22 protein-coding genes are annotated in these 23,959 nt (G+C 49.1%); 21 read left to right on the plus strand and 1 reads right to left on the minus strand.

The features are described 5' to 3' along the window. The first annotated feature begins 132 nt into the window (after positions 1-132). Positions 133-624, plus strand: a complete 492-nt coding sequence (locus tag KIH39_RS22065) for a DinB family protein (RefSeq protein WP_213495437.1) — start codon at positions 133-135, stop codon at positions 622-624. A gap of 77 nt (positions 625-701) precedes the next feature. Beyond that, a complete protein-coding gene (locus KIH39_RS22070; RefSeq protein ID WP_213495439.1) occupies positions 702-1,391 on the plus strand; it encodes an ABC transporter ATP-binding protein in 690 nt (229 codons plus the stop codon). Between the two features lie 6 nt (positions 1,392-1,397). On the opposite strand, the gene KIH39_RS22075 is transcribed toward KIH39_RS22070, so the two are convergent. Further along, on the minus strand, positions 1,398-4,763 hold the full coding sequence (locus KIH39_RS22075; RefSeq protein ID WP_213495447.1) for an ABC transporter permease: 3,366 nt from the start codon (positions 4,761-4,763) through the stop codon (positions 1,398-1,400). Positions 4,764-4,837: 74 nt separating this feature from the next. Between KIH39_RS22075 and KIH39_RS22080 the strand changes: the two genes are divergently transcribed. From KIH39_RS22080 to KIH39_RS22170, 19 genes are all read left to right on the plus strand, one after another. Further along, on the plus strand, positions 4,838-5,434 hold the full coding sequence (locus KIH39_RS22080; protein ID WP_213495449.1) for a hypothetical protein: 597 nt from the start codon (positions 4,838-4,840) through the stop codon (positions 5,432-5,434). 1,078 nt (positions 5,435-6,512) lie between these two features. Continuing rightward, positions 6,513-7,805: a leucine-rich repeat domain-containing protein gene (locus KIH39_RS22085; RefSeq protein WP_213495452.1), complete on the plus strand. Its 1,293-nt coding sequence runs from the start codon at positions 6,513-6,515 to the stop codon at positions 7,803-7,805. A gap of 615 nt (positions 7,806-8,420) precedes the next feature. Then, entirely contained in the window at positions 8,421-8,693 is a 273-nt protein-coding gene (locus KIH39_RS22090) for a hypothetical protein (RefSeq protein ID WP_213495454.1), read from the plus strand. A 75-nt stretch (positions 8,694-8,768) separates the two neighbouring features. Next, positions 8,769-9,182 (plus strand): hypothetical protein, encoded by a 414-nt coding sequence (locus tag KIH39_RS22095; RefSeq protein WP_213495456.1) that lies wholly within the window; start codon positions 8,769-8,771, stop codon positions 9,180-9,182. Positions 9,183-9,590: 408 nt separating this feature from the next. Continuing rightward, positions 9,591-9,848 (plus strand): hypothetical protein, encoded by a 258-nt coding sequence (locus tag KIH39_RS22100; protein WP_213495458.1) that lies wholly within the window; start codon positions 9,591-9,593, stop codon positions 9,846-9,848. Between the two features lie 336 nt (positions 9,849-10,184). After that, positions 10,185-10,664, plus strand: a complete 480-nt coding sequence (locus tag KIH39_RS22105; RefSeq protein WP_213495460.1) for a hypothetical protein — start codon at positions 10,185-10,187, stop codon at positions 10,662-10,664. 484 nt (positions 10,665-11,148) lie between these two features. Next, the gene (locus KIH39_RS22110) at positions 11,149-11,430 is read left to right on the plus strand and encodes a hypothetical protein (RefSeq protein ID WP_213495463.1); all 282 of its coding nucleotides are present in this window, start codon (positions 11,149-11,151) and stop codon (positions 11,428-11,430) included. A gap of 140 nt (positions 11,431-11,570) precedes the next feature. Next, positions 11,571-12,095 (plus strand): TIGR03067 domain-containing protein, encoded by a 525-nt coding sequence (locus KIH39_RS22115; RefSeq protein ID WP_213495465.1) that lies wholly within the window; start codon positions 11,571-11,573, stop codon positions 12,093-12,095. A 493-nt stretch (positions 12,096-12,588) separates the two neighbouring features. After that, positions 12,589-13,128, plus strand: a complete 540-nt coding sequence (locus tag KIH39_RS22120; protein WP_213495467.1) for a hypothetical protein — start codon at positions 12,589-12,591, stop codon at positions 13,126-13,128. A gap of 645 nt (positions 13,129-13,773) precedes the next feature. Further along, positions 13,774-14,901 carry a PDZ domain-containing protein gene (locus KIH39_RS22125; protein ID WP_213495469.1) on the plus strand — a complete coding sequence of 376 codons (1,128 nt, stop codon included), beginning with the start codon at positions 13,774-13,776 and terminating at the stop codon, positions 14,899-14,901. 767 nt (positions 14,902-15,668) lie between these two features. After that, positions 15,669-15,881, plus strand: coding sequence for a hypothetical protein (locus KIH39_RS22130; RefSeq protein WP_213495471.1), 213 nt, complete (start codon positions 15,669-15,671; stop codon positions 15,879-15,881). A gap of 47 nt (positions 15,882-15,928) precedes the next feature. After that, complete coding sequence (locus KIH39_RS22135; protein ID WP_213495473.1) at positions 15,929-16,333, plus strand: hypothetical protein; 405 nt, start codon at positions 15,929-15,931, stop codon at positions 16,331-16,333. 178 nt (positions 16,334-16,511) lie between these two features. Then, on the plus strand, positions 16,512-16,664 hold the full coding sequence (locus KIH39_RS22140) for a transposase (protein ID WP_213495480.1): 153 nt from the start codon (positions 16,512-16,514) through the stop codon (positions 16,662-16,664). A gap of 90 nt (positions 16,665-16,754) precedes the next feature. Continuing rightward, positions 16,755-17,033 carry a transposase family protein gene (locus KIH39_RS27285; RefSeq protein WP_213495482.1) on the plus strand — a complete coding sequence of 93 codons (279 nt, stop codon included), beginning with the start codon at positions 16,755-16,757 and terminating at the stop codon, positions 17,031-17,033. A 372-nt stretch (positions 17,034-17,405) separates the two neighbouring features. Beyond that, positions 17,406-18,122, plus strand: a complete 717-nt coding sequence (gene trhA, locus KIH39_RS22150) for a PAQR family membrane homeostasis protein TrhA (RefSeq protein ID WP_213495484.1) — start codon at positions 17,406-17,408, stop codon at positions 18,120-18,122. Positions 18,123-18,368: 246 nt separating this feature from the next. Further along, positions 18,369-21,176, plus strand: a complete 2,808-nt coding sequence (locus KIH39_RS22155) for a protein kinase domain-containing protein (RefSeq protein WP_213495486.1) — start codon at positions 18,369-18,371, stop codon at positions 21,174-21,176. A 338-nt stretch (positions 21,177-21,514) separates the two neighbouring features. Continuing rightward, positions 21,515-22,729 carry a cofactor-independent phosphoglycerate mutase gene (locus tag KIH39_RS22160; RefSeq protein WP_213495488.1) on the plus strand — a complete coding sequence of 405 codons (1,215 nt, stop codon included), beginning with the start codon at positions 21,515-21,517 and terminating at the stop codon, positions 22,727-22,729. Between the two features lie 39 nt (positions 22,730-22,768). Beyond that, positions 22,769-23,524 (plus strand): MBL fold metallo-hydrolase, encoded by a 756-nt coding sequence (locus tag KIH39_RS22165; RefSeq protein WP_246539382.1) that lies wholly within the window; start codon positions 22,769-22,771, stop codon positions 23,522-23,524. Between the two features lie 9 nt (positions 23,525-23,533). After that, entirely contained in the window at positions 23,534-23,953 is a 420-nt protein-coding gene (locus KIH39_RS22170; RefSeq protein WP_213495490.1) for a 2Fe-2S iron-sulfur cluster-binding protein, read from the plus strand. The last annotated feature ends 6 nt before the right edge of the window (positions 23,954-23,959 follow it).

The following is a 23,959-nucleotide window of genomic DNA, read 5'->3' on the forward strand; positions in this document are numbered from 1 at the left end:
TAGATTTACCTATTTGCAAATTTATTTTCAAATCTATCGTTAATCGCTCTACCCAACTAAAATATCCCCCTCCCGGCGGCGTCTCTATAACAGGGTTAGTGACCGAATCACAACCCCCGAGAGGTATTCATCATGACAGCAAAAGAAATCCTAGTCATCGACATGGACACGGCCACGTTCATACTCAACACCTACTTGAGCGACTTTACCGAAGCGGAAATGCTCAAACGGCCCGTGCCGCAGGCCAATCATACCGCATGGCAGTTGGGCCATCTGATCGCTTCAGAAAATGACATGTTGAGTGCTCTGACGCCACCTGCCAGCATCAGCCTCCCCGAGGGGTTTGCCAAACAGCACAGCAAGGAATCCGCCGGAAGCGACGATCCGGCCAAATTCCTGACCAAAGCTCAATATCTCGAATTGATGCAGAAAGTTCGCGCGGCGTCCAAAGAGGCTCTGGCGAAAATGACTGATGCGGATTTCAATAAACCGGGTCCGGACGCATTAAAATCCTTCGCGCCAACGCTCGGGGCACTGTTCAGCGTGATTGCTGGCCATCCGATGATGCACACCGGGCAGTTGGCCGTGCTGCGCCGGGCGCTCGGCAAGCCGATTCTGATGTGATAGAGATTTTCTTTTTTCAAAAATCGCCCAAGCCCCCGTTCAAACCGGATTCCGTTCTCAGACAGAGCTGCTCCCCCATGCCAAATATCGTTCGCGTCGTGGATCTCTGCAAAAACTACTATCTGGGGGATGTGCTGCCGGTTCTGCGCGATCTTCAACTCGAAATCGACGAGGGGGATTTCGTGGCTCTGATGGGCCCCTCCGGTTCCGGAAAATCGACTTTGCTCAATATCCTCGGCTGTCTCGATCGGCCGACCAGCGGCAGCTACTTTCTGGGCGAGGTCGACGTTTCGGAGATGGACGATGATGCCCTGTCGGATGTGCGTAGCCGGTATCTGGGGTTCATTTTTCAGTCTTACAATTTGCTCCCGCAATATACGGTGGTGGAAAATATCGAAATTCCGCTGCTCTATCAGGGTCTGGAACTAAACGATCTTACCCGGGCCCGCTGCGTCGAACTGGCCGAGATGGTCGGCCTGGCCGAGCGGCTCGATCACCGCCCCTTTCAGCTCTCGGGCGGTCAGCAGCAACGGGTGGCTATTGCCCGTTCGCTAGTGAATGATCCTCATGTGATTCTAGCCGATGAACCGACTGGGAACCTGGACTCGCGCACTTCGGATGAGATCATGCAGATGCTCACCGATATGAACAACGCGGGCAAAACCATCATCATGGTGACCCACGAAAACGATATCGCCGCCTGGGCTCGGCGCGTCATCCGATTGCGCGATGGTGTTATCGAATCGGATGTGCGAAATCGCCAATAAGAAAAATCAATCGGCTCGCAAAGCAGAAACAATTTTCTGCTTCAACGTCGCATAAATGGCCCAGCGGATCGCAATAACCCCGGCAATAAATACCACTCCTAAAAGCACGCCCAGCCGCAACCAGGGTATCTCCGATAGCCGCGTAGCTGGTAATATCGAGATCAGCGCGGCCAGCACGCCAATCGCCAGACCGACGGCGAACAGCGAAAAATTCTCCCAGTTCAGCAAGCCGCGGATCACCGGCCGGGAGTATCCGAGCGCAGTCAACAGGGCCAATTCCCCGCGCCGTTCGAAAATGTTTCGCAACAGCACCGCCGCCAGGCCCAGCACGCCTAGCAGTAATCCCAGCCCGCCCAGCAATTGGAAGGTCGTCAGATAAGTGTTCTCGACGGCCAGATAATTGGCCACGCGCTGCCGAGTACCGGAAATGCTAGGCCCATAAACTCCCAGACCAGTGAGCAACTGTTTCTGTTGCTCTTCCGGCAGATCGAGCAGGAAGAAGCCGTAACCCTCCTGCTTCGGATAATGCTGCAGGAAGGCTTTGGCACTCATCAGGATCTCGCTTTGAAAAGGCGAATCCTTCAGAGTACCGACCAACTTCACCGAGTAGGGTTTGCCATTTTCATCGGGAATTTCAAACACATCGCCGATGCTTTTCTTCAGCATCCAGGTAGCGGTGTTCTCTTCGACGAAGATGGGAACCGGCTCGCCGGGCGAGACTTCTTCCAATAGAGTCCAGGGATTTTCCGCCGCGTGAATTTGATCGGAAAAGACGAAGCCCCCCCGTTGAAGGAACTCGGCCGAGACGCCCAGCACACGCGGATTGGTGGCCTGATAGAGATTCAAACAGGAGGCATCATCCCCGGCCCGCACGCGGAACGCATAAAGCGACTGCTTGCCCTGCCACTGATCTTCCACGGCTTTGACCTTGCTCGCCACCTCGGTGGCATTCAATTTCTGGTCCTGATAAATGCGTCGCAACCCGGCTAGCAGGTTATCCAGAAATTCCGGTGTGTTAGGAGCCACGAACAGCGGCACATCCAGTTCCATGATCTCGGGAAAGCCACCCGAACCGCCTTCTTTCTTGGCGAAATCGGCCTCCGGCTCCCGGCGGAAGGATTCCACCGCCACCAGTAGAAATCCGGCACTGGCTAACAGCCCGGCGGTCAGCAGACTGCGCGTCGGGTTCCGGGCGGTATTGGTCCAGGCCAGATTGCCGAGACTGCGAACAGGTGTTTTGTGCGACTTCAAGCGGATCCAGAGCATTCCCAGAAGGAAAATCAAAATGCCACTCCCCCCACTGAAGAACGAACCTGCCCGGGGCTCGCCCGGCGGCATATAAGGTCCCATGACCAAGCAGGCCAGGCCGCCGACTAACACCACCCACAACACGATTTTCAGTATGCGATGCCGCCGCGGATTCACCTCCTGCGTTTCGATCCGCTCATCCAGTTGGCTGCTGGTCACTCCCTTCAGTAACAACGCTGGCGGAATCTTACGCAGGATTCGCACGGCCCAGCGGATGGCGAATAAAGACATTCCAACCGAGGCGATCAGGCCGATAATCAAACTCGTCGGACCGATGTGCAGACGCAGAAAGCTCCGCACGCTGGCATCGGGCCAGAGCACTTTCAACATGTAGAGCATGCCGGCCGCGAAACCGATCGCCCCCAATAGACCTAACAGGCTGCCGATCAAGGACAGCAGCATGCCCTCCTGAGTGAGAAGGCTGCGAATCCAGGTCGGAGAAAAACCACTGGCCTCGAGCAGGCCGAATTCTTTAGCTCGGCGTTCGACATTCAGCCGGAACATCAGGCCGACTAGCAACAGAGCGGCCACGATCAAAAAGAAGCTGAACCCAAGAAAGAGCATCCCGAAATCGTTGCTGCCCGAGCTGGATTTCAGCAGCCGTTCGCGAATCGGCTCGAAAACGAAGCCGCCTGCCTTGGGATCGAGATGTTTCAAAAAGGCTTGAGAAAACTGCGTCAGCCCGGCGTTCAAATCCTGACCGGCCGTCGGCGCAATTCGCACGCTGGTCGTATCGCCAAAGCGACTGGCAAATAGTTTGCGGGCGGCGTTGAGCGTGATGTAAGCCTTCGGCGTCGTCTTATAGCGCCGCCAGTAGTTATCGTCGTTCGATTTGACCCGGCTTTGATCGTAAGGAAACGGGGGATCCCAATTCGAAATCGAAAGCTTGTCGGTAATGCCGGGAAACTCGGGGGTCAAATCGGGATCGGCCGCGACCCCTTCGAGAGGAATGAACCCCTTCAGCTTGAACTCCGTTTTGGCCGACTTGATTTCTCCTTCGATTTCCGGTTCGAAATATTCGAGTCGAATGGTGTCACCGATTTTCACCTTCAAGGGCGATTCTCGCCAGGCCGATAGGACGATCTCATAGTCTTTCAACTCGGTCACCCCTTCGGGCAGGAATTTGCCCAGCGGCTCGGACTGCGTAGGATCGAGCCCGGCCACAATCGAATAAGGAATGGCTTGTTGGTCGTGGGCGATGCTATTGGCCAGATAAACGAAGGTATCGGCCGCGCGGAAGTTCAGATCCTTGGCCGCTTGATGCGCGGCCTCCACCGCCGCCGGTTCCAAAACCAGTCGTTTGCTCTCCACGCTGATATAGCTTTTCAGTTTTTTCGGGATGTGGACTTTCAGTCCCCAGTCTTCGAGGGTCAGCTTTTCCGCAAGTAACCCGCTTGGATCCTTCTTCTCGGATACCAGGGAGAAAATCGCGTTGATTTGCCCCGGCTGATTCAACGCTTCCTGAAGCACTTTCAAGGGCACGAACAGATTCAACGGCATACTGGGGGTCGGGCTGAGTTGAAACAGATTGCCCGGATGATCGGCCGGAAGAATGCGATCGACTTTTAATGAGACCGATTGCGTGGTGTCGGTGGTGCCGCGCCGGCCCAGCACCGAGGAACGAGGCATGGCCGAGGCCTTCTGCACATTCAGTTGAACGGAATCTCCGACCTGTACGTGAAGCTGACTGGCTAACTCGGTGGAAAGAGCTACTCCCGACAGTGCTTCCGATTCCGTCAGCAGGTGCGGGGTACCCAGGACGGTAACTTTGCCCGAGCGCAGAGTGGGATCTTTCTGGGAGCCGACGCTTCCCTGTAATAATAAGCCCGGCGTACTCCCCAAACTCGTGGCCAGTTCCTCGCGGAAGAAGCGCGGTGCGATCAGCACCCGTTCGATGCCGTTAAGCTGATCTTCGGCCCGCTGCCGCAGCGAACCCCGCAGCGAATCGCCGACGAGCAGCGCGCCCACGAGTACAGCGGTTCCCACCGCCGCGGCAAAAAGAACGGACAGATTGCTCCGGCCATGATACACTAAGTTCCGGAGGATTAAGGAGTTCCGATTCATTGGGAAAGCAGTCCCCGCTTGCGTTTGCCAGCACTCTAAGCCTTTATTGTATCTGTAGACTTTCGGAGATTGTGATGAAACGTTTGCTCTTAACGACGATCTGCCTCTTAAGCGTCGGCTACTCCCTGCCCGTCCGCGCTCAGGAACCCTCCGGAGTAGATGAGCGAGCCCGCGGTGAGTTCATCCATCGTGATTCCGGAACCCTGTTCAAAACTCCTCCCGGCTGGAAGGCCATCACTCCACAGCGCTTGCGCCGCGATGCTAAAACCAGTGTCATGGGGCTCGAACGGCCCAACGATGTGAATGTGATCGTGAACGTGACCTACTCGCCGCTGGAAGGCCGAAAGTTCAGCGATTCGGTGAATTCGGCGCCGGATTCGAATGGCGAGTACGGCGAAGAACATACCATGCTGACGACCATTTACGGCAAGGATCGCGTGAGCAAGCCGCAACTCATGCAGGTGGGCGGTTTCGCAGTGTACAAGATCAAGGTGGAGTCCGGGGCGTTTCCGGAAGATCAATCGGTGGGACTGGTCTACCTGTTCGAAAGCGGCCTCAGCGACAAGCGCTGGAAAATCAAGGTGCGGGCGAATGTGCCGAAGATCGCGGAAGCGGCTGATACCGAAGCACTGAATTCCCTGCTGAATGCGTTCAGTGTGGAAGGGCGATAGGGCAGTAGCAAATTGCTTCGTTCACCCGCCTGTTTTCGTTAGCCCGCCTGTTTTCGTTCACCCGCCTGTTTTCGTTAGCCCGACGCGTCAGCGAGGGCAGAACGAAGCGATATTTATCCAAACCCAAAAGCATAGCACCGGATACGTTTTCACCAGACGTTCCGGATCCCCATCGCAAGAAGTTGGACATGGATATATGTTTTGTATCTTGCCCTCGATGACTCGTCGGGCTAACAGTCCCTGTCAGATCTATTTTTCTGCAGAATTGATTTGTCTCAAATATCTATCTTGCATTTCAAAAAGAGGGCAGAACGAAGCGATATTAATCCAAACCCAAAAGCATAGCACCGGACACGTTTTCACCAGACGTTCCGGATCCCCATCGCAAGAAGTTGGACATGGATATATGTTTTGTATCTTGCCCTCGATGACTCGTCGGGCTAACAGTCCCTGTCAGATCTATTTTTCTGCAGAATTGATTTGTCTCAGATATCTATCTTGCATTTCAAAAAGTTCGGCCCGTCTTCATTGACACTTTTTCTATTCCCCAAGCGCATGATCCTGTCGCCCGAGCTAAAAATCAGTCTTTCTATTCTTCGGTAGATTAATCCTCTTCCCGTGCAGGTGCTACCAGAAGCGAATAGAGCGATGACACATTCCTTTCCAGTTCTTCATAGTTCGATTACAAAAGATTCTCAATAAAAACTTCTCGGTTAGCCGTTCGAATTCGAGCAACTTCTCGTTCCCAGGCTGTTTCGGCAAAGGGACCGTAGAGAGGTTATTGTCCCGGTAAACCGTGAGAAAACGATCAAAAATGAGAGATATTGGCTTGTTTGTAATTGTTCGCCCGGGTAGTATTTCCTGATTGTGCCCTCCTCCCAGGGTTTCGCTCTTGATCTTGAAGATTAAGACATTTTTATTTTGACATCGTCCTTTCTGTGCCGCCGACGTCGGTTGATCGAGGCGTTAGTCACGCAGAGGACTTCGCGGTGCTTCGGCTCCGAGGTGAAAACTCCTGTGACCCAGTTCTTCAATAACCATATTTTCATTATTTTTTGATTTTGGGAGACAAAATAAAATGCCCAGTGAAATGGACGCCGCTAACTTCTTGGAGGAGGGGGGCAGCCCGGAGGCGGACCGGCAACTAGCCGAGAATTTCGGCATGACCGTAAAACAGGTGCACGACTTCGACCCACAGGAGTTGGATGTCCGGCGCGCCTGCAAATTCCTGGGTCTTCCTCCGAAGAGATTCGATCAGCTGAGCACGCAAGCTTCGTCGCGCGCCCGCTGGGTGGAATCGGTGGCCAAGCAAAAGAAAGAGCTGATTGAGGAGTTCCCGGAAGCCAGCAAAGAGATGAAAGAGATGCTGGAGGCGATTCGCAAGTTTGCTTTGAAAAAATGCCTGAAGCCGGATGGCCCGGCCCAGTCGGAGGGCAGCGAGCCCGCCCCGGCTCGGAAGGCGGCTACCCCGACGCCGCGCAAATCAAGCAGCCGGAGTCGCAAGAAGGGCAACAATAATCTCCTCGTCGGGGTCGGGATTCTGGCACTCCTCGTGGTCGGTGGTGCGGCTTATTATTTCATGTCCGGGAAGGATAAATCCTCCGGAGGTGGCGATGCCATCGCCAATCTGGGGGATGAGAATTCGGATAATCCCGAGCAAATTGCCGCCAGAAATCGAGCGGCGGCTTCCTTTGTCTTGAAAGCAGGCGGCACTATTCGAATCAACGGTGAGATGAATACGGAACGCAATCAACTTCCGGACCAGATGTTTCGACTCACGGGAGCGATCATGCGGGACGCTTCCTTCGTAACCGATGACGGACTTAAAGTGTTCCGCGGCTGTCGGGATTTGGAAGTATTGGCTATGTTAAATTCCAAGGCGACCAACACGGGATTAGCCAATTTCAAAAATCTCAACAACCTAATAATCGTAGCGCTCTCGGGTTATGGTTTCGATGACACCGGTTTGGTGAATTTTGCTCATTGTTCGAAACTGCAACAACTCTTGCTGACAAACACGAAAATCACTGATACTGGCCTGACGGCATTCCATAAGCTTCAGAATTTGCAATTTTTGGAAACTAACAATCCCGCCGTCACGGATCGGGGAATCTCCGGCTTTGCGGGTGCGACCAAACTTCGCCTCCTGACACTGAGTGAAACGGGTTTGACGGACAAAGGGTTGGCAGCGCTGAAGGAATGCAAAGAGCTGGAAGCCCTCTATCTCGCGAAGACCAAGATTACGGATAAGAGTGTCCCGACAATTATCGGCTTCGTGAAGTTGAGAAAGCTGCGCATATCCGGGACGCAAATCAGCGAGGAAGGCAAGCGGGAACTCGCCCGGTCGCTGCCGTTCTGCGAGATCGATTGATTGATCTACTGCTGAGTGGTGGTTATCTGCCAGAGGGAAGATCGGGCCTCTGAAAAGGCTTCCATCCTTCTCCAGAGGCTATGTTAACTTAGGAATTCGATCGTTATCTGGTTTGAGTGAGGGAGTTATCTGGAATACGCACTAGCAGATAGACAGTGATTCCCGCCGCCGCGCATCTCGGGGAGCGATATCATCTGATTGGCGAAGGCGATTACGAGATCCGAATCCGGATCGAAAGCACAACCCGGAAGCGGGAGAAGATCTATTACTTCCTACGGGTGTAAGGTATCTCCTGACAGGAACATTTTCTCGACGTGCTACATTTTAAGCATCCCGCCGTTGATTGAGAATCTGTGGGAGTCGACGCGGAACTCGACGCGGCGGGATCTTTCGTCTCGATCTGATCTTCTGAATATTCGAGCCAATTCCCAACATTAAAGAAGAATCCCGAAATCACATCAATTAGGTGCTTAATATTAGTCCCATGCGTAAGGGTTTACCAAGGGTAAACCCTTACGCAGCGGTCAGGAGAAAAGGTATTCCACTTCTCGCGATTAGTATTTGATGGCTTGCGGAATTATGGATGGTAGCCTTGAAAAAACGAGAGGAATTACCTTGTCCGCAGAAATTTCCAAAAGCTCGGCTCAGCAAGTTCAAAACTTCAATTCGCTGGCGCGAGACTTACGATTACGTGGCTTGCATCTGATCGAATGGAGTTATCGTCTGGAATCTACTCCCAAGGAGTGGGAGGAATCCGCTTTGCTGGATTTCATCGACCAGCTTCAGAAAAAGAGCCAGTTTTGGCAGCAGGAAATCGAAGATGCTTATATCGAAAAAGACACCCTGTCAAATGGAACTCTGCTAGAGCTAGACGACCGAGACCTGTAGACCCAGAGGTTTTTCAGCTGTTGATGCAACTCAGCTCAGCTTAACGTGCATAATCGGTAATAATTGTCTCAAACCATGAATCTTGACCGTACGGGGTTTGATTCAAATGGCTCGATTCGATTTTTGTTGATTTCCTCTCGTTCCAATTTCAGAGAATCTTCCTCTCAAATGATACTTAATACGAATGTTCCCTTTCAGCTTTTTAGCCGGTCAGGCGAACCAATTTGGGATAATGTGGAACTGATTCATTCAGGTTCTATCGTCGGTGCAATTTCTCTCCAAAACGCTTGTGTAGTTGAGAAAGCTCCCTCCGCAACGAAGCTGAATAAGGGGTCAATTTACATCCTTGTCGATACCCAAGGGAACGGAGCTAAGATCCAAATTTATGAGACACCTGCGGAACTAGCTCAGATTGAACCCTTATACGTCTTTGTTTATGTGAAAACAGGTTATGATTTTTCCAGTGAAAATGCTAGCAGAAGCCCGTGAGTACAAATCTACAGATCTCAATTGCGGCCATGGAGCAACCTAAGACTTCAGAGATAGGACGGGTAGTCTTCGCCCTCCGGCTGGGTGGCTATCTGCCCGAGCGCGAAAGATCGAGCCTCTGAAAAGGCTTCAATCCTTCTCCAGCGGCTATGTTAACTTAGGAATTCGATGGTTATCTGGTTCGAGTGAAGTGGCTGTCCCGAACCGAATTCTGGTCGCATTTGTAGCCGAATTAAAGCTGTAGGGATTTTGGCATTTTGAAGAGTGTTTTGCCAAATTCCAGGGAATTTTGGAGCGGTCTGTGGGCCGAGACCGGGGTGCTGCGATGGGCCGGCGTAGTCGGGCACGAGTCGCCGCCGTTCGCCGTTTATTGCCGAAGTGGTCCAAGAATTTTTGCGGCGAGAAGGCGTGTTCGGCTTGTACTCTCCGCCGAGGAGGCCACAATATAACGGTGCGATCGAAGCGGGCATTGGATCTATGAAAAGTCGAATCGAACGTAGAGCTGCCTGGGAAGGCCATCCGGAAGTGTGGAACGCTGAGGATGTGGAGGCGGCTCGACGGGAAGCCAATGCCTTGGCTCGACCGAGAGGAGGTCTGGGTTCTACTCCAGAGACGCTTTGGAAAAGTCGGGAGAGAGTCACGACAGAATCTCGCGATCAGTTCTGAGAGCTTGTTGAAATCCATTGGAACCGAGCTATGAAGGAGGATGGAAAATCTCCTTCGGGAGTGTTGCTCGAGCAGGAAGCTCGCCGTATGGATCGAATTGCTTTACGCCGTGCTCTCGTTGATCACGGCGATCTTTTGTTCAAGAGGGGGCCAATTCCTCTAGGAATTAAATCGCAAAAAACGGCAAATATTACGTGAGGGGTACAATTGCAAATTCCGATTTTGAGAGAACAAGATGCCTTCCCAGATAGTCTCTCGCATAAATTTTGATACACTAAAATTCAAGACATTTGTTGTAGATTGAGCGTATTCATTCTGCTTATTTGGAGGGCAATTATGATTATCTCAAAAACAAATAATTCTGTAGAAATTAAAAATTCAAAGTATATTATCTTTTTCAGATATTTAATTTTATTTTTATTTGCATTGATTGCTTTTTTTATTTCAGGATTGATTATTTTTTTAATGCATCCTGCCAGTCAGACTTTTGCTATAGTAACTGCTGTAATCATTTTGAAAATTCTCTGTGTTTTCGTTTCTTCAATTCCATTGCTCGTATTTTTAACATTTTTCGTCAATGCTGATGAATATCGTTTTACCAAACACAATGTAATTAAGATCTATTTTTATGGTTTAGTAAGAATTGAATATTCTTTCAGCAATCTTATTCTAGATAAAAATAATGGGCGGATGATATTTGGATCTGCGTACGAATATATTACATTAAGAACGGATAAAGAAAAAGTGGTATTAACAGGTCAAATTGAACAACTATCCTCTGAGCTAATAGACGTTTTGAATTCATTTCCTGAATAATTATCTATCGCTTATTAGATGTTTCTTAAAGATTAGTGTTGTGTTCGCAATGAACATACCCTGGAAGGCTTATCAGTATACTCCTTTCGGGGAAAACTTGAGCTTAGCTGTGAATGTTTTGAAAGATAGAATTGGAAAGTGCGAATGTATAAATTCCTAGAATTTAGCGGGCTTGGTAGAAAAGGTAATATTAGTTGCAAAAATACTGCGAATGCAAATGGCATTAATGCGCAAGGCGAAGGTGGCTGTTACCTTGATTCAAACTGCTTTGCGGGAAAAAGGCATAAGTCAACCACTGAAGAAGTATGGCTAAAACGGAAATATGTCCAGCTACAAAGGACAAAATTCTTTCAAAAGCTGCAATATTCGCACCTTACGAAGCTGGCAATCCCGATAGATTCGTAGTCGCTCTCATTACAATCTCCTCCGATTTGGACAACATATAATTACTAATTCCGCAGCGGTTTATCAACGAGCTCGAGATTTGGCAGCAGCAGCTTACCTAGAGGCGGAAGCCTCTGAGAACTATTGGACTCGACTTTGGGGAAGAGTTATATTTTGTGGGAAGCGTTTCTTGGGACCTATAAGTGTTTTGGCAGGTGGAATCACTTCAATTGCCGGAGAAGCACAATCAATTGAAAATGCTAACCGTCCAAATAATGATTTGGATTGGGAATATGTAAGCCATGATATCACTATTGTTGGAACGTTTTGGATTTATAAAAATATTAAAACCGGGCAGAAGCGTCGAGTAAAAATCAACTGAGTATTTCCTATGGTAGATATTGTGCACTAACTAGATTCTTCCGTATTCATCGCTGTGAGCTGTTGAAATTTATTTTTTTAATTCGCACTCGATCAGAAGGTCAGGGACACTTTTGACAGCGCGAAAAACCTGGGGAATGTATGAAACGAGTGATGTATTTATTATTTTTTGTATTTTTATTTGACTTAATAGGGTGCTCACCGGAACCCTTGGTTCAATCAAATCGACGCCAAACTCAACAGGAAAAAAAAGAATCTGAAGCTTCCATTATTGGAAAATGGGAGCTTGTCAAATGTGTATTTAAGGGAAAAGAGGCTCCCTCTAATTTACTTCGAGATGTCGAAGTCATTATTGACACTGAAAAAATCTCATTTAAACCGGCAATTATTTCATCTACTGGCAGAAATAAAGAGAAAACCGAATTCCGATTGGAAGGCAGTTTCAAGGCTAAGCTAAAATTCGATCCGTATCACAGTCCGCACTCCAACCTGGATCTCACTGTTGAAGAGGACGGTGAGAGTAATTTGCTGAAAGGCATCTATAAATTAGATGTTAACAATTTGAAGATTTGTGTATCACCTACTTCAGAGAGGCCTAAGGATTTTTCGTCTACTGATAGCTCAGATACCCGTTTACTTGAACTCAAAAGAAAAACTGATCAATAATTTGTCAGGCACTTCTTCGAATTTTTAGTTCTTCTCTGAATTTAGTGGCTGACTCCCTTGGGCATCATGCTGAGCCTATGGATCGAATTGCTTTACGCCGTGCTCTCTTTGATCACGGCGATCTTTTGTTGAAGAGAGGGCCAATTCCTCTAGTAATTAAATCGCAAAAACGGTAAATATTACGTGAGGGTACACCAAAAATACCTGTAGACAAATATGAAAAATAAAAAATCCCTAGACGGCTATTCTTCCGTAAATAAATATTAACACACCAGCGATGAATGGCCGCGGCAAAAAATACAATACTAGCGTACAAGAATGGGTAAAGCGATCCAACATCAAATATTCAAGGTGACACACAATGAAAAAATATATATTATTTACATTATTTATGTCATTGCTACTTGTGTACGTTCTATATGTAAAAATTCAATCAAATTACAATGCATCAAACAGGTTGGTAATTTATGGAAAGTTGACAGAAATATACTCATTGATACTTAAATATCAGGAAAAATATGATTCACCTCTCTCATCCTTGAATAAAGATAAGGTCAATAGTTCGTCATTAAGTTGGCGTGTTTTTCTCACTGAATTTATGGATTTAGATATATTTTCAGAATTTCAAATGAATTCTGGTTGGGATTCTGAAAAAAATTACAAGCTAATTAACAAAATGCCCGCTGTTTATGCTACCTTTTCAGAAAGAAATGATTTTACCAGCACCAGTTTTATTTTGATAAATATACCTAAGTTTGATAGGCAAAACTCTCCACCGGCGACTCGAGTTCAATCATCAATTATAGATCAATCAATAATTGTGGCATACGTGCCTTTCATTAAAGAAATGTGGACTCAGCCGTCGAAATACGCGGATTCCACCGAATTGCAAAATGTAATATCGCAATCTCTAACTTCTGGCAAACATTTTGATAACATTATTGTTCTGCAATTGAATGGCGAAATATATTCTTTAACCGCTGAGCAATTCAACGGTAGATTATTAAATCAAATAGCAAATATGAAATATTAGGAAATATTCGTCTTATTTTAATATTCGTCATCTGGAATACTTCTCCTTCTTACCCTGATACACCCGTTGTAGCATTTGCAATATCCTGGGAAGGAATTTCAATTCTCGGGATTGTTTTCAATCTATTTGCTTGGAGCGCAGTCGCGGCTGTCAAGCCCCCGAAAGCGTGTCCAGATTGGATCGGAGTGGGTTGATGTAAAAAATGGTTTATCCGTGGTGGCACTGGTAACCCTTTAGAATCACCGTAAGTCATTGTCAGGTAATGCTTTGGGTGGTACTGGCTATCTGCGGTTGCCTGAGAGAGAGAAATCAGATAGACTTTTCGTCAAGTCCGAAACAAATTCGATCCGAAAGCGGGAGTTATATCGAAACGGCTCTGGCAATAGCCAGTGCCACAAAAACCGTTACTGGATAATGACATGCGTTGATTTGGTTAGGTTACCAGTGCCACCCCGCCGACAGTAGAGATTTAGTTAATAAGTGTTTATTTTTAGTTTATTAATATTACTATTTAAATAGTTAATCTGGTTTTTAATAATACAACGTTGAAGGAAACCTTCGTAGTCCAGATTTCCCGAACTGAATGTTAATTGCTATATTGACAAAATAAATTTGATTAAATAATTTATCGTTTTGGATAAAACAATGAAATATATTTTCTGTCAAATCCTATTTTTGATTGCAGGCCATTCATGCTTTGGACAAAAAACAGACGTTGCTAATTATATAATTGAGGTAATTAAAATACCTAATAATGGAAAAGCCATTCTGGTACCAATATCTATCTCTAATAAAAAATATTTGTTTTTGTTCGATACTGGAGCAGCACGTTCTGCATTTGATATTCGATTGCCAGTTAAAGATGCCTCTCTTACAACGGAGCTGGCTGTAGGAACTTCCGGATCAAAAGAGTTGCGAACTGGCAAACCAGGAGATGGATATCTTGGTCGGATGAATATTAAAGATTCAATAAACAATGTTTGGCTAGATAACATGTCGAATCTTCGGAACTCTTTAGGCAAAGAAGTTTATGGTGTTTTGGGATTAGATTTTATTGTGAACAAAATTATTCAAATAGATTTTGACAATGGCGAGCTTAGATTTCTGGATAAAATCAAAGAACCGCCAGGAGATGTTTACGATCTCTCTATAAACAAAATCGGTCAAGTTGAAATAAGTGCAAAGCTGAACGATTCTATACTGGACAAATTTGTTGTTGATACAGGCTTCATTTCCACACAGAGTGGTTTTCTAAAAGAGGATACGTCAAGCGCGCTCAAAATCAACACAAAGTTCCACATGGTCGGCGATGGCATTTTTCAGGGAATAGCTGGGGAAAACACTCAATCGTTTACGCAATTTGACACTATTAAATTTGGCGATAAATTAATCAAAAAGCCGATATTCACAATCAATAATACTAGTATTCTTAGCAATTACTTTCTGTCTCGTTTTTTGGTGACAATTGACTATTCTCAAAAAAAAATATATCTAAAACCAGGAAAGAATTATACAAAAAAAGACTTGTATAATTTGAGCGGTATGCACCTCCTGGTTGACGATAAAAAAATTATCATCGATGGGCTGGATGAGGGAAGTGTGTCCAAGAAATCGGGAATTCTTATTGGCGATCAGATTTTCAAATTAGAAACTATCGAATTGGCTAAACTTGACGTAGAAGATTTAAGGATTTTGCTTAGTACTCCTGGAGATTTAAAATTAACAATTCAGAGAAAATCTAAGATGATTGATTTTGTTTTGCGTTTAAAATAATATTTTTTGTGAAGAACACTAGGTTTTTTCTTTAGTTTACTTAGTTACGAATGATTCGTATGTAATTCGCTTGGAGCCACAATCGCCCGTATTCTGTTCATACAATGAAGTGATCCGTAAATGCCTAAAACGAATTTCGGATTATTAGTAATTTCAAGTTAATTTAAGGTTGAAAGGCGAATGAAATTCCTAAAAAATCATTAAATTCGATTCTAGCGAGACTGCTACAGAAATCGCAAGCGGATCCAGGTAACGAAGCGTTGAAGGGGCGCGTCGGCTCGACGGGTGGCACTGGTAACCCTTTAGAATCACCGTAAGTCATTGTCAGGTAATGTATTGGCTGACACTGGCTATCTGCCGTTGCCTGAGAAAGCGAAATCAGATAGACTTTTCATCAACTCCGAAACAATTTCGATCCGATAGCGGGAGTTATATCGAAACGGCCGGTGGCAATAATCAGTACCACCCAAACTGTTACTCAATAACGACTTGCGTTGATTTAGTTCGGCTACCAGTGCCACCCCGCCGTGCAGGCTCACTTTGCCAAAGAGAAAGCTTCTTCTCTCTTGGCCAAGGCGTGAGTTATTACACGAGACTCTCGCAAAGAGATTAGCTCAGTTGGCTGCTCGTGGGCAGACCTATAAAGGAGCAAGAGTCAAACTCGTCAAGGAAGTAGATAGCTCGTACTTCCTTGGCGTAAAAATTCCTCACTTTAAATTTACGTACGAAGTGAAATAGCTGCGGTCCATTGCTACGAGGATCAACAAATGAACGAAATCGAACGCTTTTTCCATGATCTTTCACGAATCGCTCCCTTCATGGAAGAATTAGTGATGGTACCGGAATCACACTTCTTTTATGATGTTTTTAGTGGATCTATTGTGTTGCCTGATGAATTGCCAAAAGCTGCACCTATTAGTTTTGATTGCCTTCGCTTTGTCTTTAAATATAGAACAGGATTGCAAGTCGGAGAGCCGTAGCCATCTTTAGAACTCTTTTGGAAAGAAGCGAATCGGTGTTTCCCAAAATGGATTGGCTTTTCACCGAAGCGCATGAACTGGTCTTAAAAAAATTGAAAAGGCAGATCGTTATGCGGCACTACGTATTGTTTAGATGTATTATAGCTCTGAATTATTTAGTTGCTGGCTGTTCTTTTTTTATGGCTGCATATGGCCATCACAAGTTTTGGTTGTCTTCTATAGAAAAATGTTCTAGAAATATTCTTTTTATATTCGAACCAAAGCTAACGAATGATACTATGGAGCAGCAGAAAAAATTAATTGAAATGGAAAGTGAGATTCGAGTATCATCCCATCTTGTAAATGTATCCGGCGAAATCGGTTGGCATTTGGCCACCCTCATATCTTTAATTACCGCAATTGGCTTGAAATACATCTATAGGAAAATTAAAAATAATCAGTTCAACATGTAAAATTTAATATTTTGCCGTAGTATACTGTTTAGAATTATCCTGGCGAATCTGAATTCGCAGTTACTCCTTCTAAGGTGGAAAGTCTCGTTGCGAATAACTCAAATTGTAGTGCCTCTCTTTGAACTGAAATTTGACTTTGGTTGTTCAAGTGACGAAACTCTAATTTAGGAGCCTCGTCATGAGCCAATTGAACGCCGAGAACAATTCGAGAGAACGTCGTCATTTCAGCCCGGCTGCCAAGGTGGCCATCCTGCGACAGCATTTTCTGGAAGGTAAAGCCATCTCGGAGATCTGCCAGAACGAAGAGATCGCCGTCACTCAGTTTTTGTAAACGCCGGTCGAAAAGGGGCTCTGTCGCCCAGTTGGTGACGAGCGTTGGTTAGAATGTCTTCAGGAATTCATTCTGACAGGACGCAGCCTCATGACTCTGCAGGACCTCTTTCCTCAAGAGGCCGGTTTGGTCGTTACCGATTTCGCTCTCACTCCGGATCTTTTGGCCCTTGCTCTAAAAACCACATGCCCGAGTTCGCAGTGCCCCGACTGTGGCCAGCGGACAGATCGGATTCACAGCCATTATTGGCGGGTATTGGCGGACTTACCCTGGCAAGCTCGACGAGTATTGCTCCGGATCGAACTGCGAAAATTTCGATGCATGAATGCCGCTTGCCCCAGGCAAATCTTCTGTGTACGGCTACTATGAACTATAGCCGTGAGTTCGCTGAGTACTATGAGCAGGAACGTAAGAGAATTGAGTTAATTGACCGATAACGAGGTCAATAAATGGTCGCGGTAGGGACGGGGATTACACCCTGTCCCGAACCGAATTCTGGTCGCACTTGTAGCCGAATTGAAAGCTGTAGGGATTTTGGCATTTTGAAGGGTGTTTTGCCGAATTCCAGGGAATTTTGGAGCGGTCTGATGACCGAGACCGGGGTGTTGCGATGAGCCGGCATAGTCCGGTCAGCGATCTCCACCCCCACCTTTGAACTCCGATCTCCCAACCCGTACGCTAATAAGTACCCAGGTAGAGCGAGCGAATATTCGGATGCCATGAGGGCGGGAGTCAACGAGCGTGGGTTTACGCGATCCTTTCAGTTCTATTTCTCATCTTCTGACTGCGATTTGGGCACTGTACGTCACCGTTCTGATGCTGCGACAATCGCATCGGAATTCGATGAAGCGCTTCTCCACCTTTGTCTACGGCCTCTCAATGGTCTGCCTCTACTCGGCCAGCGGTCTGTTCCATGCGCTACCGATCAGCCAGGAAGCCCATCCCCTCGCTTTTCGGTTTTTCCAGCGGCTCGACATGTCGGCCATTTACATTCTGATCGCCGGGACCAATACGCCGATCATCGTCATGCTCCTGCGCGGCTTCCCGCTCAGAGCCAGCATCTGCATCATGTGGATGCTCGCCTTCAGTGCGGTACTGGTGCTCTGGATCCTGGAAAAGCCGCCGCATTACGTCATCGTGATTATCAGTCTGAGCATGGGCTGGATAGGTATTCTGCCGATGGTCTACTACTACCGGGCCGTCGGGTCCTGGGCGATGAACTACGTCTGGGTGGGCGGCATCCTCTATAGTCTGGGGGCGACCTGCGAATTGACCGAATGGCCCGAGAATATGTACATTCCGTTCCGGTTCGGCTCGCATGAAGTCTTTCACGTTTTCAGCTCGGCCGGTAGTTTCGCGTTCTATTTTTTCATCAGCCGGCACGTTATTCCGTACAGCGGACCGGATCATTTGGAAGTGCCTCCCGAGGCCCGGTCGGACTCCACGAGTCCGGTCTGATTTCCGCGTGAGAAATCTGATATTCAGGCTACAGGTTTTTCGAATGAACCAGATTCATTCGCTCGTCAAACAATTTTTCACTCAATCATGAAATCTTCTCGCGCAGAACTCGAAAATCAGACAATCGCAAGAATATTTGCTTTGCAAGTTGCCTGCGCTGCTTTTTTATCGCAAATTTCCAATAGTTAGTATTCCGCAATCTCTCCCACCACGTGGACGTGTCGGAAACTCGCAAGGAATTCTTGGATGAAGGACGAACCTACGCACCTGTTGCGTGCGGTCAGTAATCCCAAAGATACCGGAAAGGTCAGCCCGGCTCACCGGGTGCAATCGGCCGCGCAGTTTATCGACATGTCTGAGATCCTGGTAACCTCGATCGCGACCTATCGCATGGAAGGGATATTGGGCCGGGGCGGCATGGGAACGGTTCACAAAGCCCGCGATTTGCATCTGGACCGGGATGTCGCCCTGAAAGTATTGAATTTCTCCACGGCTCCTGAGAATCCGCTTTATCCGAAAACAAACGAGTTGTCGACCTACGATCGGTTTTTGCAGGAAACGCGAATCGCGGCCCAATTGCAGCATCCCAATATTCCCCCGGTGTACGATTCGGGGGAGTTGCCCGACGGCCGACCCTTCTTGGCCATGAAGCTGATCCGAGGCCGGAATCTGGCCGATCTGCTGGCCGAGCGTTCGACCCCCAATGCGTTTTCGCCGCGCGATCTGGGGATTTTCGAACAGATTTGCCAGGCGATTGCCTATGCGCACAGTCAGAATGTGATTCACCGCGATTTGAAACCTTCCAACATCATGGTCGGTGCCTTCGGGGAAGTGCAGGTGATGGACTGGGGGGTCAGCCGAATCCTGTCCCCCGGCCAGGCTTCCAATCCCTCCATCGAACTTCCGGAACTCCCCCACTCCGAAGAAACCGATCCGACGAGATCGCCGTTAGACATTGAAACTTATGCCGGCTCCATGGTCGGCACCGCCTCTTTCATTCCTCCCGAGCAAGCCCGCGGCGAACGGGATCTGATGGATCGTCAGTCGGACGTGTTCGGGCTGGGAGCAATCCTGGCGGTGATTCTCACGGGACATCCGCCGTATATCGGCCAGGAGGGGACTCAGGTCCGGTTCCATGCGATGCAGGGTCGGCTGGCCGACTGCTACGAGCGATTACGGCAATCGAAAGCCGATCCGGAATGGATCGAGCTGGCCATCGCCTGTTTGCAGCCCGAGCGGGCGAAGCGTCCTCTGGATGCCGGTGTAGTCGCGGAGCGAGTGCGGCTGATTCGCGAGAAATCGGAAGAGCGGGCACGCCGGGCCGAAATCGAGAGTGCTCAGGCGAGTGTGCGCATCCGGGAGGAGCGCAAGCGCCGCTATATGACGCTGATCCTGACCAGCAGCCTGCTGGTCGGTCTGCTCTTCGCCGGATTTGTTTACCTGTATTTGTTGCGGTTGGAGGCCGAGCAACGGCAGGTGGATCAGTACCGCCTGGCCATGGAGATCCAGCAGCACAACACCTCGCAGGCGGAAGAACTTCGTCGCCAGGAAATCACCCGCAATTCCGTGAAGCTCGGCTTAAAGGAAGTCAACGCACTCGAGGAGCGTGGAGCCTGGGAACGGGCCAGGGACTTGCTGTTGCATCAGAAAGAGCTCGTCGAAACTTTCTACGAAGCTTCGCTGAAAGAGGAGGTACTCAAGGCTCAAGTCGACCTGAATTTTCTGCGGGAGATGGATGAGATTCGGTTGACTAAATACGAGGCGACGTTCGATCCCGTGGTGATCACTGAAGCGAATCGGAACTATGCGGAATTTTTCCGAAAGCAGCAACTCCTCTCCGCTAAGAAAAACAACATTGCCGAATCGGCCAAAAAGTTGCTGGATTCCCCGAGAAAGAAAGAACTTATCGATGCGCTTCTGGATTGGATGGCGCACGAACGCAATCGAAATGTCACCACTCAGATCAATCAAATCCTGCATCTGGCGACGAGTGCTTTTTATCGCGATCTCAATTACCTGAATGAAGTGCAGAACCGGAATTTTATCGCGGTAGCCGATCAGCTTTTGCAAAGTGATGCCGGCCCCTCCGACTTCATTCGCATTGCCTTCCTGTTTAAAAGTCACAAAGATCAAATCGGCTTTCTGGAACGCGCGCTGATTAAATTTCCCGCGGATTTCTGGCTGCAGTACGCCCTGGCCGATATCTACATCCTGCAAAAAAATACCACCCGCGGCATTGGGATCATTCGAGCCGTGCTGACCCTGCGCCCGGAAGCCTACCCGGCCTGGAATACTCTCGGAAAATTGTTGATGGACGCCCGCGATTTCGATCTGGCGAACATCTGTTTCGAGAAAGCAGAGGAGCTCGGCGGCGCCTCGGCCCGGAACTACTTCTATCGCGGCAACCTGCATCGGGCACGCGGCGACAAAGAGACCGCGCTGAATTGGTATCAACGGGCGCTGGATCTGGATTGCACCTCACCCGCCATTTGGGCCGGGCTCGGCCGACTCGAAGGGGAACTGAAGCTGGGAGATCCCGAATCGTGCTTCCGCACGGCTCTGAAATTCAACCCGAAGAGCGAGGAGGCTCTGGAATTTCTGGGGAACTATCTCTTTGAAGAGGGACGCCTGGAAGAATCGTTAGTCTACCGGAAAAGGCACGCCGAACTCAAACCGTACGACAGTACGCTACTCGCCCAATATGGCGAAGTGCTCATTACTCTCAAGCGTTTCGACGAAGCCACGCCTGTAGTGGAAAAAGCGATTCAGCAATATCCGAGAAACCCGCTGGCACAGAATCTCCTGGGCCAGTTGTTGCTGCAGAAAGAGAAGCCACCCAAGCAGGCACTGACCCACTTTTCTCTGGCGGTCGCTTTAGAACCACTGAATGAAAAATTCTCCGCCGATTATGTGACGGCCCTGCTTTCAGTTCCGGATCCGGTCGGAGCGGAAAGAGAAAAGCAGCGATTGAAGCAGGAATTGGAAAAGGAAAAGCAGAAGAAGCTCAAGGAAATGGAAAATCATCTGACCCAGCCGACTCCGTCGAAAAATTGAGTTTTCCCGCGAGCCGGGAAGCCACATCGTTCATTGAAACAACCTACCGTTTTCTGGTAAAATGATTTACGGCACAACCTACTTCCGCGGTTGTGCTCCCAGGGTCGAAAAGGCTGGGCGCTTCAATCGATTTCCATGCCCCGGAGACAGCTGGGATTTTTTCCGTCAAAGCACTTAAAGGTCATCAAAATCGCGTTCGCCACTATCACAAATTTGATGATCTGATGACCTTTACAGGAAATGCAGTACAAAAATCGGTTTTTCCAGCGAGGAATCTCCCGCCTACTCTGCTGAAATCTCACTTCCAGATTTTTCAAATCCCATAAATTATCCTCACTATGAAGTACGCGATTATTATTCCGGATGGCTGTGCGGATGAGCCGCAGCCGGGCTTGGGAAACCAGACTCCGCTTCAGGCGGCGCGATTGCCGAACATGGATGCGATCGTCCGCCAGGGAGTATGTGGCCGATCCAACAATGTGCCGCAGCCGTTGACCCCGGCCAGCGATGTGGCGACTCTCAGTCTGTTCGGTTACGATCCGCTGCAAGTCTACACCGGGCGGGCTCCGCTGGAGACGGTGGCCCTGGGGATCGAGCTCGGTCCACAAGATTGGGCCATCCGCTGCAACTTGGTGAATATCGTCGACGGCAAGATGAAAGATTTCACGGCCGGGCACATCAACAATGCCGACGGCGCCCGGTTGATGCCGACGATTCAGGAAAAGCTGGGCGGCGCTACGCCCGGCGGCCGACTGGAATTCTTCCAGGGAGTGCAGTACCGCAATATCCTGGTGTTCCGGGCTCCGGTTCAGCCGGCCCCGTTCGGTAAAGAAACCAAAACTCAGCCGCCGCACGATATACCCGATCAGCCGATTGAGGGTTACCTGCCGCAGGGACCGGGCAGCGAGTTGCTTCGACAATTGATGCAAGCCAGCATTCCCCTCTTGGCCGGTCATCCGGTGAATCGGGAGCGCATCGCCCGGGGTGAAAAACCGGCCACGCAAATCTGGTTGTGGGGCCAGGGTATTTCGCCGACGGTCGAGAAGTACGCCAAAACCTACGGCCCGCAGGGGGCCATTATTTCCGCCGTCGATCTGGTGCGCGGCACCGGCATGCTGATCGGCTGGAAGCGCATCGACTCCCCGGGAGCCACCGGCTACTTCGATACCGATTACGCCGCCAAGGGACGGACGGGCATTGAAGCTCTGAAGAGCCACGATGTCGTCTGCGTTCATGTGGAAGCGCCGGATGAAGCTTCGCACGAGGGCAAGGCGGATGAGAAAATTCTCGCTCTGGAGCGCATCGACGAGCACATCGTCGGACCGTTGCACGCCGCACTGAAAACCTACGGCGATTATCGGATTCTGGTCTCTCCCGATCATCGCACGCCCTTGCGAACGCGGTCGCATGCTTATGGTGCTGTACCGTTCGCCATTTGCGGTACGGGGATTTCATCGAAGGGCCAAAACAGTTACGATGAAGTTGTGGCCGCCGCGAGCGATCTGGAATTCGATCCCGGCTGGAAGTTGATGAAATGGTTCCTCGGCAAGTAACCGGTATAGAATGACATCAGCTCGAAACGAGAATCCTTTATGATACGCTCACTGTTCGGACTAGCTCTGTTCCTCGGCTTCGTCCAATTCGCCGGGGCCCAGGATACCGGCAAGAAGATCACCATTCGCTGGTACGGCCAGTCGTTCTTTCAGATCGAAACCAGCGACAAGACGCTGATTGTCACCGACCCGCATGCGATGCCGGAGTATAACCGCAACGTGGTACGGGCCGATCTGGTGACCTGCAGTCACATGCACAGCGATCACGTTCAGGTGGAAATCCTGGAGAACAGTAAGGAGGCCAAGATTTACTACGGCCTCGATCCGAAGTCGAAGCGATCGATCTTCAACCCGATCAGTGCGAAGTTCAAAAATGTGACCTTCTACGACGTCGAATCGGATCACGATCCCGATGGAGGTATGACCCGGGGCAAAAACGCGATATTCGTCTTCGAAGTGGACGGGTTGCGGATATGCCACTTGGGGGATCTGGGAACGATTCTGGACGAAAAGCAGATCAAGCAGATCGGCAAAGTCGATATTTTACTAATCCCTATCGGCGGCGTTTACACAATCAATGGTGAAAAAGCCAAAGAGGTCGTCCGGCAATTGAAGCCGCGCCTATACATTATCCCGATGCACTATGGGACCAAGGTGCTCGACAGCCTCCAACCCCCGGACGAGTTTCTGGAAGGCCAGAAAAACGTCAAAAAATTGGAGGATACCAACGCTTTGACAATTCCCGTGGATCTCAAACAGGATAATCCCGTGATTGTCCTTTTAGGCTGGAAGTGAGCGATATCGATGGCTGGTGTGAACCCTTATATCAAGGCGGCGAAAACGGAACTCCCGGTGAAAAAATTCACGATTACTTTTAATATCGAAGAGACCAAAGAGGTAAAAGTTTTCGAGGTGGACCCGGCCAAGCTGCCTTATGGCCGCACGGGTCTCGAAGGCAGCATTCTGGATATTGCCTACGGCGCGAACGTGGAAATCGATCACTCCTGCGGCGGCGTTTGTGCCTGTGCCACCTGCCACGTGCAAATCACCAAGGGACTGGAAAGCTGCAACAAGGCCACCGAGGACGAAGAAGACATGCTCGATACCGCCCGCGGCCTGACCACCGAATCCCGCCTGGGCTGCCAGTGCGTGCCCAACGGCACGCAGGATGTGGTAGTGACCATCCCGGCCTGGAACAAAAACATGGTCAAGGAAGGGCACTAACGCCCT

Origin of the sequence: Telmatocola sphagniphila (genome assembly GCF_018398935.1) — a bacterium.
GTDB lineage: Bacteria > Planctomycetota > Planctomycetia > Gemmatales > Gemmataceae > Telmatocola > Telmatocola sphagniphila.

Coding starts and splice junctions, on each gene's coding strand:
- KIH39_RS22065 (WP_213495437.1), top strand. CDS start 133: ATGACAGCAAAAGAAATCCTAGTCATCGACATGGACACGGCCACGTTC.
- KIH39_RS22070 (WP_213495439.1), top strand. CDS start 702: ATGCCAAATATCGTTCGCGTCGTGGATCTCTGCAAAAACTACTATCTG.
- KIH39_RS22075 (WP_213495447.1), bottom strand. CDS start 4,763: ATGAATCGGAACTCCTTAATCCTCCGGAACTTAGTGTATCATGGCCGG.
- KIH39_RS22080 (WP_213495449.1), top strand. CDS start 4,838: ATGAAACGTTTGCTCTTAACGACGATCTGCCTCTTAAGCGTCGGCTAC.
- KIH39_RS22085 (WP_213495452.1), top strand. CDS start 6,513: ATGCCCAGTGAAATGGACGCCGCTAACTTCTTGGAGGAGGGGGGCAGC.
- KIH39_RS22095 (WP_213495456.1), top strand. CDS start 8,769: ATGAATCTTGACCGTACGGGGTTTGATTCAAATGGCTCGATTCGATTT.
- KIH39_RS22105 (WP_213495460.1), top strand. CDS start 10,185: ATGATTATCTCAAAAACAAATAATTCTGTAGAAATTAAAAATTCAAAG.
- KIH39_RS22115 (WP_213495465.1), top strand. CDS start 11,571: ATGAAACGAGTGATGTATTTATTATTTTTTGTATTTTTATTTGACTTA.
- KIH39_RS22125 (WP_213495469.1), top strand. CDS start 13,774: ATGAAATATATTTTCTGTCAAATCCTATTTTTGATTGCAGGCCATTCA.
- KIH39_RS22130 (WP_213495471.1), top strand. CDS start 15,669: ATGAACGAAATCGAACGCTTTTTCCATGATCTTTCACGAATCGCTCCC.
- KIH39_RS22135 (WP_213495473.1), top strand. CDS start 15,929: ATGGATTGGCTTTTCACCGAAGCGCATGAACTGGTCTTAAAAAAATTG.
- KIH39_RS22140 (WP_213495480.1), top strand. CDS start 16,512: ATGAGCCAATTGAACGCCGAGAACAATTCGAGAGAACGTCGTCATTTC.
- KIH39_RS27285 (WP_213495482.1), top strand. CDS start 16,755: ATGACTCTGCAGGACCTCTTTCCTCAAGAGGCCGGTTTGGTCGTTACC.
- KIH39_RS22155 (WP_213495486.1), top strand. CDS start 18,369: ATGAAGGACGAACCTACGCACCTGTTGCGTGCGGTCAGTAATCCCAAA.
- KIH39_RS22160 (WP_213495488.1), top strand. CDS start 21,515: ATGAAGTACGCGATTATTATTCCGGATGGCTGTGCGGATGAGCCGCAG.
- KIH39_RS22165 (WP_246539382.1), top strand. CDS start 22,769: ATGATACGCTCACTGTTCGGACTAGCTCTGTTCCTCGGCTTCGTCCAA.
- KIH39_RS22170 (WP_213495490.1), top strand. CDS start 23,534: ATGGCTGGTGTGAACCCTTATATCAAGGCGGCGAAAACGGAACTCCCG.